Here is a 14212-nt window from a genome sequence, read left to right on the forward strand (position 1 = left end):
GGGCTGTTAGTAAAGCTCTTTAATTTTACTAAGTTTAGTTTTCCAAAGTTTTAATGAGTCTTTGTGATTTTTTATATTATTATGAACTTCTTTAACTAAAGGATTATCATCATCAACATTAGTAAAAAATTGTAAATTGTTTTCAAGTTGATTGATTTGAGCTTTAATTTCGTCTATTTTTTTACGAATAAATGAGCGTTCGTGATCAAGATTTTGGTTGTTTTCGTCTTGGCTTAAAACTTCTAGTTTGTTTTCAAACTTAATAAGCTCAACCTCATTTTTGTCCATTTTTAATTTAGAAAATAATTCATCTAAACCTTTATTGAATTTCCCTTCGATAAAACGTTTATCGCTAGGAACTCGACCAATTTCTTTCCAACTTGAAATAAGGTTATTAATTTCTACTAAACCTTTTTCTTTTTCTTGAGTTATTTTCAAACTCTTCATTGAATCTAAAAGATCACATTTCTTTTTGTATGCTTCTATTTCAACTTTACTAGCCTCATTTTTGGATGCGTGAAGTTTATCGAAAAAGTAATTACATGCCGTTTTAAATTGCTTCCAGATTTTATCACTATCTTTTCTAGGAACATGACCAATCTTCTTCCAATCACTTTGAATTTTCTTCATTAAAGCTATAGTCGTAGGAATATCTTCATTATCCTTATTGTCTTCTGCAATTTTAATAAGTTCTAATTTTTTTTGGAGGTTTTTGTACTGTTCTTTTTTTAAGCCTTTATAAAATGCATTTTTACTCTTATTAAAAGTTCTAACAGCATCTTTGAATTTAGACCAAGTTTCTTCATTTACCTTTATTGGAACTTTACCAGTTTTAAAGAATGAATCTCTAAGTTTTTCAATTTCTTTTATTTTCTTTTGCCAGATGTTATGAGAGTTTACGTTATCTGTATTAATACTCTCAATTTCAGCAATAATGCCAAGTTTTATTTCTAGATTTTTTTCGTAAACCTTATCAATTTCTTGGTAATATGTTTGACGTTTGTCATTAATTATTTTAGTTGAATTCTTAAATCGTTCCCATATTTCTTCTCTGTGTTCTCTATTTACAGGACCAAGTTCTTCTTTCCACATTTTATGAAGATCTTGTAATTCCCTAAAAGCATGAAGTACATCTTCTTCTTGAGCAAGCTCTTCGGCACGCTCAATAATTTTTAATTTCTTCTCTAAATTATGTTTAAAGTCTAAATCTCTAAGATCTCTGTTAAGATGCAAGAAGTCATAAAACATTTCAACATGGTGATGGTAGCTATTCCATGCATTATTATATCTATCTCTTGGAATTGGACCTGTATTTCTCCAGCGTTCTTGTAATTCTTTAAAATGCTTATAAGTAGTATTTATATTTTCTTCAACATTAATTAAGCCTTTTAATTCTTCAATTATTTCAAGTTTATATGCTAAATTTTGTTTTAAGTTTTGTTCTAAACTTTTATAATGTTCATGTTGTTTATTTTTGTATTCTTTATAAATACTCTTAAATTTTTTTTGAATAGGGCTTGAATAATAAAAATCAATTTCATTTCCACCTTCAGATAAAAATTCTTCTTTTTTCTCATCTAGTAATGCTTGAAATTTCGTTTTGAATTCATTATTTATGAGGTTAACATGATTTTTAATAGCTTGAACTTTTTCTTTTTTAACCAATTTTTCTAACTCTATGGTTAAAGCATCAAGCGACATGGAGTCATATTCTTTTAACTCAATAGTATGTCTCTCTTTATTTCCATCATCTTCGGCATCTTCCGCATTAGATTCATCAATTTCGTTTAAAACATCATCGTTATTCTCAGCCTTTGGTGTATCAACTTCTTTTGATTCAGTGTCTTCTTTCAAATCATCAACTGCTGTTTCTTCAGATTCTATTTCTTTTGGATTATCAGCTTGTGTAGAATTATCAGGTGTCTCGGCATTTAAATCTTCAGACGTTTTATTTTTAGATTTTTCTTTTTCTACAGGCTCACTTTTTAATGACTTATTTTCTTTTTTTCCTTCTGCTTCTTGCAGGTTATCTAGCTCAGACATTATATAAATGTTTAGGTTCAGTAATTACTTTAGAGTTTAAATATAGTAACAAACTCCAGCATTTCAAAAGGGAGAAGACTTTTTAATCTTTAAACCATAGATTTTTTCATATATTCCAAATAGACCATGCTTTTTCAGCTTGAAGTTTAAGCATACTTAATCCATTTATAATTAAAGCGCCTCGTTCTTTTCCTAATCTTAAAAATTTAGTTTCTTCAGGATTGTAAATTAAATCAAATAAGATATGATTCTTATTGATAGCTGAAAAAGGAATATTAGGGCATAAATCAATATTTGGAGATGTGCCAAGCGGTGTACAATTAATGATGATTTGGTGCTGCTCAATAGTATTATTTGTTAAAGAATCATATGTAAAATCAACACCGTCTTTAGCAAATCTTGATACATATTTGTAGGTTATGTTTAATTCTCTTAATGTAAATGCAATAGCTTTACTAGCACCACCAGTTCCTAATATTAAAGCATTTTTATGATGTGGTTTTAAATAAAGTTGAATAGATTTCTTAAAACCATAACAATCTGTATTATATCCAATTAACTTGTTTTTTTTAGTGATTTTAACGGTATTAACGGCTCCAATTGCTTTTGCTTTTTTATTAAGTTTATCAAGAAAGGGGATTATGGCTTCTTTATAAGGTATGGTTACATTAAATCCTTTTAAATTGGGTGTGTTTTTAATGATATTAGGCAGTAAATTTATAGTTTCAATATCAAAATTTTCATAGGAGACATTCAAAACATGTTCATCTTCAAATTTCTTTTTAAAATAAGCTTTTGAAAAGGAATAAGATATATTTTTTCCTAATAACCCTAATCTATATATTTTCTTTTCTTGTTTTTTGTCCATAAATTTCTAATGCTAATACAATGGCTATTCCCACAAAAATAAACGCTATGGCGTAATATGTGTCTGTACCTAATTCAGGGATAAACCTTTTATAATTTTCAACAATTTTTTCTCCTCTTGAATCAAATAAAAACTGACCACTTTCATTAAACTTATAAATTGTTTTTTTCCAAGGCCAAACAACACCAAGCGATCCAATGATAAAACCAATAATGGCAGATGTTGTAATGCTTTTATAATGTTTTAAAATGTAACTTAATACATTTGAAAAGGTAATTAAACCTGTAACAGAACCAAGGGTAAAGACCACTAAAACTTTCAGCATTCTTATGCGTTCATAATTATTGACAAAGCTAAAATCTCCACTTATGACATCAAAAAAAGTATCGTATAAGGCATTAACCGACTCCACTAAAAGAAGTACATAATTACCTAAAAGAATAAGAATAAATGATCCTGAAAACCCTGGAAGGGTCATTCCAGAAACACTAATGATTCCACAAAAAAACACAAACCATAAATTATCATTTTCTTTTGCAGGATTTAAAAAACTAATTCCTACACCTAAAATAATACCAATTAAAAGTGATGTATATGTTCTGTAATTCCAGTCTTTAAAATCTTTATTAATATAATAAATAGAACCAATTATCATTCCAAAAAACACACTCCAAACGTATAACTCAAAGTGCTTAATAAGGTAGTCTAGAACTTTTGAAACACTAAAATAACTAACAATCATTCCAAAAAATAGCAAACTGAGAAATTTACCATTAATGTACATGTAGAAACTTTTAAAACGTCCATTAATGAGTAATTTAAAAGCTTTGCCATTAACTTTTCTAAGGGAATATATAAATTCCTCATAAAAACCAGCCACAAAAGCAACAACACCACCAGAAACACCAGGAACTTTATTGGCGGCTCCCATTCCTAAACCTTTTAAGACTAGAAAAATTTTGTCTCTTAGTGTCCTAGTGCTTTCCATTAGTTTTGTTTTGAACCTACTTTTTCTAGAATAAATATCGCTAAAAATCCAATAAACATTACTATTATAGCTACAAATAGTTGAGTGTCTCCCTCATACGAAAAAGGGGATATGCTTTTTTCAACTAGTGGTATTTTTATTCCTTTTGAATTAAGATGCCATGTTAATGTTTCTTTCCAAGGCCATACTTTATTTAACGACCCAAATATAAAACCTGTAAGAACTGCAAGTGTAAAGTTGTGATAACGTTTAAAAAGCCATTTTAATAAATGACTAAAACTTAAAAGGCCTATAAAAGCACCTAGAGCAAAAACAATTATTTTCTTTATATCAAAATCATGTAGCGCATCACTTAATGTTTTGTAGGCACCTAAGATTACCAGAATAAATGAACCAGAAATACCTGGTAAAATCATAGCGCAAATAGCAATAGCACCTGCAAAAAACAGAAAGGTGACACTATCATTTGATGCCATTGATGGTAATGTTGATATATAAAATGCTAAAACAGTACCAATAATGAAACTTATAATTACAGGCAAATTCCATTTGGTTATTTGTTTACCAACAAAATAGATACTTGCTATGATAAGCCCGAAGAAGAACGACCATATTAAAATAGGTTCATTCTCAATTAAATATTTAGCAAACCTCATAAAAGAAACAAAACTTATGATGATACCTAATACTAATGCTATAAGAAAATTACCGTTTAACTCTGTCCAAAAAGGCTTAAAACCCTTTTGAATTAGGGTTTTAAAAAGCGATATATTTATATTACTAATTGTAGAAATTAATTCTTCGTAAATCCCAGATATTAAAGCAATGGTACCACCCGAAACTCCTGGAACAGCATCGGCTGCACCCATAGCCAATCCTTTTAGGGAAATTACTAAATAGTCTATAAAACGCCTTTGCATACGTTGGTCTTTTAAAAATGAAATCCAAAGGTATACAAATTTTTAATAGAGGTTATCTTTAAGGTTTTGTTTTTAGTATGTTTTTAACTTGAATTCTATTAAGAACTTTAGGAAAAAGTTCATCAATAATAAAATGATAATCGGGATTGTATTTTAAGCCATTCTTTAGATGAAAAGATCCTTTATCTGTTTCATTTAATGAAAAGTACAACCCAGCCAATCGATACTCAATTTCGGCATTTTCAGGATAGAACTCTGTGGCTTGTTCAAAATTGTAAATAGCAGCTTCTGTATCACCAAGTTTAATAAGTAAATCACCACGCGATAACCATGTTGAAAGCTCGTAATTTCCTAATTCTAGGGTTTTTTTAAAACCTCTTTCGGCTTCTTCATATAATTTTAACCTAAGAGTTATTTGAGAATATAGCTTCCAATAAATAACGTTTTCACCGTCAATATTAATAGCTTTATTAATATAATAAAGCGCTTTTTGATAGTTTCTTTTTTTATTGTAAAACTTAGTAATGGCAATCCAGCCTTTATCTAATAAAGGGTCTTCGTGAACTGTTTTATAGTAGTATTGAACGGCTAAATCATCCTTTCTTAATTTCTCATGGCAATTTCCAATACGTAATAAAGCAAAAGAAGTTGGGTCGTCTAATGTTAAGGTAATACTATAAAATTCTATAGCTTCTTCAAAGCGTTTTAATTTTTCTAGAACTTTTCCTTTTTCTAAATAGGCGCCTACAAAGGTGTCGTCAGAAATAATAGCGAAATCAAAAGCAGCTAATGCTTTGTTGTAATCTTTTAATGTGAAATATTGTTTTCCCAATTGGTGCCAAGCAACTTCACAATATGGATTTAAATCTAAAAATGAATTTAAATATTCAACGGCTTCTTGATTCTGATCCAGAAAATCAAAACAATATATAATATTGTATAATGCAGAATAATCCTCAATATCTTCTTCAAGACATTTAATAAAATATGTTTTCGCTTCTTCAAACTTATCTAGAAACAAATATTCCATACCTATTAATGAGTAAATATCTACAACATCATCGGTTAATTCTAAAGCTTTTTTTAATACATTAATCGCTTGCAAATGTTCGTCTTTTTTAGAAAACACATTAGCCTTCTGAATATAAATTTCCTCATTCATAGGTTCAAGAAGGTATAATTCATTTAGTAAGGCATCTGCTTCGGCAAGTTTATTTTCAAAAACAAAGACTTCAACTCTAAATAATTTTAGATTAGTTGATGTTGGATGTTGCTCTAAACCTAATTTAATCGCTTTTTTTGCTAATGACATTTTACCTTGATTTAGGTAATAGTGTATAATATTTTCGAATTCTTCAGAATCAAAAAACAACACATTGTTTGTTTTTAGCATTGATTCAAATTTTACGAGAGGTAAACTATTATTGTCATTAGAGCTATACTCCATAAGCAAGTTTGTGTTTTACATCAATAAATTTAACGTTCTAATTGTCTTTTAAAGGAATATGCTTTAAATGTTTTTAACAAAGTAATCAACATATAAACTAATTGTTTATAATATAGATTATTTATATCTAATTAACAGTGAGTTACCTCTATGTTTTTAATTGAATAAAATTCAAAACATTTATGATTATTGCGCATCCTTTGATAATTTCGTCATCCGAAATAGTTAGTGGAGGAGTGATTCTTACTGCTTTTGGCTCGAATAATAACCAGAAAAGTATTAATCCCTCTTCTTGACATGTAAGAATAAGCTTGTTTGTAATATCTTCGGATGTCATAATTAGCGCTAACATCAAGCCTTTTCCTCTTATTTCCGAAATTAAAGGATGTACTAATAAGTTTTTGAAAAGTTGTTCTTTTTTTAAAGTATCAGCTATCAAATTACTTTCAGTGATCTCGGTTAGCGTGGCAAGGGCAGAAGCGGCTATTACTGGATGACCACCAAAGGTTGTAATATGACCAAGTTTTGGATTGTCTTGCAATAAATTCATCAAATCTGTAGATGCTGTAAAAGCACCAATAGGCATTCCACCACCAAGACCTTTCCCGGTTACCAGGATATCTGGAATACAATTATAATTCTCGAAACCAAAAAGTTTTCCTGTTCTACCAAAACCTGGTTGAATTTCATCTAAAATAAGTAATGCCCCAACAGCTTCACATCGTTTTTTAACTTTCTTTAAATAATCATTTTTAGGTTCAATAAAACCTGCACCACCTTGAATGGTTTCTAAAATAACACAGGCTGTTTTGCTTGTAATTTGATTTAAATCCGTCTCATTATTAAATGTTATGAATCGAACGTCAGGTAATAATGGTCTAAAGGCTTGTTTTCTCTCTTCATGTCCCATAACACTCATAGAGCCCATAGTATTGCCGTGATAGGCATGGTTTGCTGCAATAATTTCACTTTTCCCTGTAGCACGTTTTGCTAGTTTTAAAGCTCCTTCAATGGCCTCGGTTCCTGAGTTTGTTAAATACGTGGTATCTAATGAATCAGGCAGATTTTTAGCGAGAAGCTTGGTGAGTTCAACAGCTGGTTTTTGAATGTATTCACCATAAACCATTACATGCATGTACTTGTCTAATTGTTCTTTTATGGCGGTAATTACTTTTGGATGATTATGTCCTAGCGGTGTTGCAGAAACGCCAGCAACAAAATCTAAATAACTTTTATTGTTTAAATCGTAGATATAAGAACCACTAGCATGAGATATTTCCATTGCCAACGGATGTGGGGTAGTTTGCGCTTGATATTTAAAGAAGTCTGACTTCATAAAGTTATGATTTCTTAGACCTTATAGGCTTCTTCTTATTTGGTAATATTTTATTTTTATCCTTAATATTTTGAGGAAGGTTTCTCGATGCTTTTGGTTCTTGTTGCTCGTTTTTTATGTTTGATGTTTTATTAGCTTCATCGATGCGTTCAAGCATTGCGTCATCAAAAAATTCTTCCTGAGGCACGTAATCATCTAAGCCTTTAATTTTTGGCAACACTAAAGGCGCATCATCTTTAAACAAATCTTCGATACTTGTTAAACGTTCATCTTCTCGCCAATCAAAACCCTTTAATATTTTTTCTTTTTCAGGAAATTGAGATACGGGATAAATCTTACCATCAACTTGATTTATTTTCCTGACTTCTTCAATTGTTTTTTTGTCTAAAAACATTTTAATACTACCTGATTTTGCTTTGTCAATACCCACTAATTCATTTAAATCATTTCTAAAATAATATATAGATTCGGCATTCTTAATAATATCAACCACATCCAATTCATTTTCTTCATTAAATAAACCAATAAGTTTTTGTCCTGAAATCTGATTAAAACCAGCGTCAAGCGTATCTTTACTTATTAAAAAAGCATTTTTAAAAACCACTAAAGAGTCTATTTTTTCTGTTTCAGGATTAGATATGATGTGAATCGTGTCGCCGGTCATTTGATTACCAATGTTCCATAAAATTGGACGCCTTTTTGTAGCAAAAGCATCTGTGCTTGACAACTTTGAAATATTAATAAGCTGTGTTAAACCTTTTTCATGATCTACATGAACAGAATCTGCTTTTCCACTCATGTCAGATTTATAAAGTCTCACATTTCTAAAAGCGCGCGTAATTCTTTTTTCTGGTTTACCAGTAACCATTAAGGTATCGGCATGCATATAGATAGAGTCATTTTCCTGAAGCGTAATGGCCAGCGCTTTTTTGGTTATAAATACAGAATCTTTTGCTTTAAAAACTTCTGCATAATGCCCTTTTACAATACTGTTATTTATTGTATCTGTTACGGTTATATGGTTAGTCGCCGAAGCAAAATTTATATTATTATCAAAATATAAACTATCACCTTCTATAATTCTGTTGTCGTAATCAATTTTAGCCTTTTTTAAAGCGTAGCCAATTTTCGTTTTTGTGTCATAATAGCCCTTTTCACAATAGGTAACACTTTCTTCGGTAGTAATAGTAGAAGGACCAAAAAGATAGGCCTGACCGGTATCTGAATAAAAATCAAAAAAATTGGATTTGATGGTCGCATCGGGATTTACTAAAACCACATCAGTTACAAATTGATATTTTTTTAAATTCATATAATAACGACCTATCTTACTTGTAATGGTGCCCGAAGTGTCTTTTACGACTGTACCACCTGTTTCGTAATAAGCCTGTTGTTTTTCCCTGTCAAAATGGAGTGTATCTGTTGTTATTGTTGAATTCGGATCGGTTAAAACCACATCGCCACTCGCAAAAGCTAATTTTGTGACACCACTATATTCAACATATTTAGAACTCATATTAATGGTATCACCTTGAATCATTTTTACATGACCATAAGCCTCAATAAAATTTTCACTTCCATAAAAGTAAGCCTTATCACACCACATATTAATGCTTTCGTGAACAATATGAATTTGTTGCGAATCATCACGGGTTAAAATTTTTGCTCCAGGAAACTTTGTCTCATTAGTGGTTAAAAAACCAGAATATTCAATTTTAATTTTTTTCTGTTGTTGAGCAAAAACAATAGTCGTTGAAACTAAACTAAAAAAGATTATAATAAATATAGATGTTAGTCTATTCAAAATAAAAAATGTTTGACGCAAAAATAACGATTAATATGATGTATACGTATGTTGAATCAAAAAACGCTCCAAAATAGTTTGGAGCGTTTTGTAAGTATTTAATCTTAAAAGAAAAACTTTTATTAATGCCTGAATATCGTTTGCTTTCTGTCTGGTCCAACAGATACAATAGTAATTGGGATTTCTAATTCTTTTTCTAAAAAACTAATATATTCATTCAATTCTTTAGGAAGCTGGTCGGCCTGAGACATGTTTGTTAAGTCTTCACTCCAACCCTTAAATTCAGTAAAAAGAGGCTTTACATTATCAGGATCAATGTTATAAGGGAAATGTTTTATAATATCACCTTTATAATTGTAAGCTGTACAAACTTTTAAGGTTTTAAAGCCAGACAACACATCACCTTTCATCATCATAAGTTGCGTAACACCGTTGACTTGGCAAGCATATCTTAGCGCCACCAAATCTAACCAGCCACATCGTCTTGGTCTTCCTGTTGTTGCTCCAAATTCGTTACCAACACGGCTCATGGTTGCGCCATCTTCATCAAATAATTCTGTTGGAAATGGCCCAGAACCAACACGTGTTGTATAGGCTTTGAATATTCCAAAAACATCACCAATTTGACTTGGTGAAACACCTAAGCCGGTACATGCGCCAGCGGCAGTCGTGTTGCTTGAGGTTACATACGGATACGTTCCAAAATCAATATCTAATAAAGAACCTTGAGCACCCTCGGCTAAAATAGTTTTACCCGATTTTTGAGCTTGATACATGTATTCTTCAGAATCAATGAAAGTTATAGATTTTAAAATATCGACCGCTTCAAAGAATTCTTTTTCCAATTCGGCTAAATCATATTCTATATCTACATCATAGAAAGCTATCATAGACTCATGCTTGTCAGCCAACGCTCTATAACGTTCTTTCCAATCTTTTAATTCTAAATCTCCTACACGAATACCATTTCTACCAGTTTTATCCATGTAAGTCGGGCCAATACCTTTAAGCGTAGAACCAATTTTGGCCTTTCCTTTTGAAGCTTCACTAGCGGCATCTAATAAGCGATGTGTTGGTAAAATTATATGCGCCTTACGCGAGATTAAGAGTGATTTTCTGTAATCTACATCTTGTTCTTCAAGTTTATCCAATTCCTTTTTAAAAATAACAGGATCTATAACAACGCCGTTACCAACTAGATTGGTCGCTTCATCATGAAAAATCCCTGAAGGAATGGTATGTAAAACATGTTTTCTTCCGTTAAAAACCAGTGTATGACCTGCATTTGGCCCACCTTGAAAACGTGCAATAATATTATATTTGGATGTTAATACGTCAACAATTTTTCCTTTGCCTTCGTCTCCCCATTGTAAACCTAGTAGTAAATCTACTGCCATTGTAAAAATAATTATTTGTTTGATTTTCTGTTTCCGTAAAAGTAGAGTGAATGATTATTAATTTCAATATCAAAAACTTCTTCTATTGTTTTTTTTATAGATTGTATTCGTGGATCACAAAACTCAATAACCTCACCAGTATCAGTAAGAATTATATGGTCATGTTGTCTGTCAAAATACGATTTTTCATAATGTGCTTGGTTTTTACCAAACTGATGTTTTCTTACTAAACCACATTCTAAAAGTAGCTCAATAGTATTATACAAAGTAGCACGAGATACGCGATACTTTTTGTTTTTCATGCTTAGATATAATGATTCTATATCAAAATGCTCTGTTTTATTGTATATTTCTTGAAGTATAGCGTAACGCTCGGGTGTTTTACGGTGCCCGTTAGTCTCTAAGAAGTTTGTAAAAACACTCTTAACAATATCTTGATTTTTTGTCTCAGCTTTAACATTCATACGCTCATTGCAAATTTACACTTTTTAAGCTCTATTTACTTTATCTATACCATTAATTTTTTTAAGTTTTTCTATTAGTTTTTTAACAAGTGTATTATTTTTTACAACGATATTAATTTTTCCTTTAAATAAACCGTCATCACTTTCAAAACTTAAACTTTTCATATTAACATGCATGTTAGATGAAATCTCTTTAGTAATGTCATTTACCAAACCAATATGATCAATACCAGATACGAGTATTTTTACTAGAAACTCTTGTTGTGATGAATCTATCCATTTGGCAGACATAATTCTGTATGCATAATTAGATTGTAAGCTTACGGCATTAGGACAATTTTTTTTATGGACTTTTATTCCTTCTGTAACTGTTAAAAATCCAAAAACTTCATCACCAGGTATTGGATTACAGCAGTTGGCCAACTTATAGTCTAGTTTATCTTCTTCTTTGCCAAAGACAAGAGAATCGTAGTTAGCAGTAATTTCTTCTTTTTCTAAATCTTCTTTTTTAATATTTGACTTCCTTGTAATTTTATTTTTAATAAAACTCATCAAGGCATTGTTCTTAGAAGACGCAAAGTCTTTAAGCATGGTGTTATCTATCGTACCAATACCGACTCTGTAAAATAAATCTAAACTAGTTTTAAGTTTAAAATAATTTACTAACTCATTAACGCTGGTTTCATTTAAAGTAACTTTAAGTTGTTTTAGTTTTCGTCTTAAAATTTCTTTTCCTTCTTCACCGATGCGTTTTTTGTCTTCTTTTAAAGCTGATTTTATTTTACTTCTGGCTCTAGCAGTCGTTGAATAATCTAACCAGTTGGGATTTGGTTTCGCACTTTCAGATGTTAATATATCGACTTGATCACCACTTTGAAGCTCATGACTTAAGGGAACTAGTTTACCATTAACCTTAGCACCTCTCGTTTTCATGCCCACTTCTGAATGAATATTAAAAGCGAAATCTAACGCGGTAGCTCCTTTTGGCAATGATTTTAATTCACCTTTTGGCGTAAACACAAATATTTCTTTAGAATAAAGATTAAGTTTAAACTGTTCAACAAAATCTACTGCATTTCCTCCTTGATTTTCGAGTGCTTCTTGTAATCTATTTATCCAGTCTTCTAGATTATCTTCTTTTTCAGAAACTTGTTTGTATTTATAATGAGCTGCATATCCTTTTTCTGCTATTTCATTCATGCGCTCACTTCGTATCTGTACTTCAACCCATCTTCCTTTCGGGCCCATAACGGTAATATGAAGCGCTTCATAACCCGTTGATTTTGGGGAGGAAATCCAATCTCTTAGCCTTACCGGGTTAGGTCTAAAATGGTCTGTAACAATGGAATAGATTTTCCAAGCTAAAAACTTTTCATTTGCAAAATCACTTTTATAAATGATTCTAACAGCAAACTTATCATACACTTCATCAAAAGAAACCCCTTGTTTTAGCATTTTCTTTCTGATGGAGAAAATAGATTTTGGCCTTCCTTTTATACTATAATTTAGATTTTCTTTGTCTAACGATATTTTAATGACTTTACTAAAATCCTTAATGTAAAGATCTTGTTCTTCTTTACTTTCTTTAATTTTATTAAGAATATCATCGTAAACTTCTGGTTCTGTATATTTTAATCCAAGGTCTTCGAGTTCTGTTTTTATGTTATACAGACCAATTCTATGAGCCAAAGGTGCATAGATATAGAGTGTTTCTGAAGCTATTTTTACTTGCTTTTCAGGACGCATAACATCCATGGTTTGCATGTTATGAAGTCTATCTGCAATTTTTATGATAATGACTCGAACATCATCATTCAGCGTAAGAAGCATTTTACGGAAATTCTCAGCCTGTAAAGACACATCCATGTCTTTTTCTTTACTTAAGGATGAAATTTTAGTTAAGCCATCTACAATTTTAGCAACGGTATTTCCAAAAAGCCGCTCAATATCTACGATAGAATAGTCGTCACAATCTTCAACAACATCATGAAGTAATGCAGCGGCTATAGAGGTAGCATCTAAACCGATTTGTTTAGCAACGATTCTTGCAACAGCAAGTGGATGAAATATATAGGCTTCTCCAGAGCGTCTGCGTTGGTTTTTATGACCATCAAGTGCAACATCAAAAGCACTTCTAATAAGTTTCTTGTCCTCATCAGATAGTGTTCTATAACTAACTTTTAAAAGTTCTTTGTAAGCTTTAGCAATGGCTGCGTTTTCTTCTTCTATGTCTACATCTGTCATAAATTAAAAATACTATAAAGAATATTAACAAGCAACAGCTTTGATAACTTTTACGATAAAAAAGGAATATATTAAGAATTAAGAAAATCTATCAATAAAGACACTGCTTTTCCGCGATGACCAATCTTATTTTTTAAAGCTAAATCCATGTCAGCAAATGTTTGTTTATAACCAATCGGTTTAAAAACGGGATCATAGCCAAAACCATTTTTACCATGTTTAGTTTTGGTAATGTTACCTTTACATATTCCTGTAAAGGTGTCGATGTTATTATTGATGGATAGCGCAATAACCGTTTTAAATTGGGCTTTTCTACTATCCTTGTTTTGAAGCTGGTCAAGTAGTTTTTTTGTATTGTCGTCACTATTTCGTTGTTCACCAGCAAAACGGGCCGAATAGACGCCTGGCTGACCATTTAAAGCATCAACTTCCAGTCCAGTATCATCAGCAAAACAATCGTAGCCATAATGTTCTTTAACATACTTTGCTTTTTGAACAGCATTACCTTCAATTGTATTTTTTGTCTCTGGAATGTCTTCTAAACAACCAATATCTTTAAGACTTAGTAAGGTTATATGTTTTGGAATAAGGGCTTGTACTTCATTGAGTTTATTAAGGTTATTGGTGGCGAAAACAAGTTTCATATAATTGAGATTTAATATGTGTAAACTATTTTAAAACAAATCTATAACTTAAAATTG

11 protein-coding genes are annotated in these 14212 nt (G+C 30.9%); all 11 read right to left on the bottom strand.

What is annotated here, in order from left to right:
* Window positions 1-6 precede the first annotated feature (6 nt).
* The 11 genes from AC15TD_RS09340 to AC15TD_RS09390 all read right to left on the bottom strand — a co-directional run bounded on the left by AC15TD_RS09340 (window position 7) and on the right by AC15TD_RS09390 (window position 14155).
* On the bottom strand, window positions 7-2043 hold the full coding sequence (locus AC15TD_RS09340; RefSeq protein WP_484451873.1) for a DUF349 domain-containing protein: 2037 nt from the start codon (window positions 2041-2043) through the stop codon (window positions 7-9).
* Between the two features lie 106 nt (window positions 2044-2149).
* The gene (locus tag AC15TD_RS09345) at window positions 2150-2911 is read right to left on the bottom strand and encodes a shikimate dehydrogenase family protein (RefSeq protein WP_484451874.1); all 762 of its coding nucleotides are present in this window, start codon (window positions 2909-2911) and stop codon (window positions 2150-2152) included.
* Window positions 2880-3899, bottom strand: a complete 1020-nt coding sequence (locus AC15TD_RS09350) for a DUF368 domain-containing protein (protein ID WP_484451875.1) — start codon at window positions 3897-3899, stop codon at window positions 2880-2882. The genes AC15TD_RS09345 and AC15TD_RS09350 overlap by 32 nt, the downstream gene beginning before the upstream one ends.
* Window positions 3899-4819, bottom strand: a complete 921-nt coding sequence (locus AC15TD_RS09355; protein ID WP_484451876.1) for a polyprenyl-phosphate transporter — start codon at window positions 4817-4819, stop codon at window positions 3899-3901. Before AC15TD_RS09355 ends, AC15TD_RS09350 begins: the two co-directional genes overlap by 1 nt.
* Window positions 4820-4877: 58 nt before the next feature.
* Complete coding sequence (locus AC15TD_RS09360; protein WP_484451877.1) at window positions 4878-6266, bottom strand: tetratricopeptide repeat protein; 1389 nt, start codon at window positions 6264-6266, stop codon at window positions 4878-4880.
* 148 nt (window positions 6267-6414) lie between these two features.
* Window positions 6415-7602, bottom strand: coding sequence for an aspartate aminotransferase family protein (locus tag AC15TD_RS09365; protein ID WP_484451878.1), 1188 nt, complete (start codon window positions 7600-7602; stop codon window positions 6415-6417).
* Between the two features lie 4 nt (window positions 7603-7606).
* A complete protein-coding gene (locus tag AC15TD_RS09370) occupies window positions 7607-9406 on the bottom strand; it encodes an OstA-like protein (RefSeq protein WP_484451879.1) in 1800 nt (599 codons plus the stop codon).
* A gap of 122 nt (window positions 9407-9528) precedes the next feature.
* On the bottom strand, window positions 9529-10803 hold the full coding sequence (locus AC15TD_RS09375; RefSeq protein WP_484451880.1) for an adenylosuccinate synthase: 1275 nt from the start codon (window positions 10801-10803) through the stop codon (window positions 9529-9531).
* An 11-nt stretch (window positions 10804-10814) separates the two neighbouring features.
* Window positions 10815-11267, bottom strand: a complete 453-nt coding sequence (locus AC15TD_RS09380; RefSeq protein ID WP_484451881.1) for a Fur family transcriptional regulator — start codon at window positions 11265-11267, stop codon at window positions 10815-10817.
* 24 nt (window positions 11268-11291) lie between these two features.
* Window positions 11292-13511 (bottom strand): RelA/SpoT family protein, encoded by a 2220-nt coding sequence (locus tag AC15TD_RS09385; protein WP_484451882.1) that lies wholly within the window; start codon window positions 13509-13511, stop codon window positions 11292-11294.
* 71 nt (window positions 13512-13582) lie between these two features.
* A complete protein-coding gene (locus AC15TD_RS09390) occupies window positions 13583-14155 on the bottom strand; it encodes a non-canonical purine NTP diphosphatase (protein ID WP_484451883.1) in 573 nt (190 codons plus the stop codon).
* Window positions 14156-14212 lie beyond the last annotated feature (57 nt).

Source organism: Yeosuana sp. (assembly GCF_057126245.1).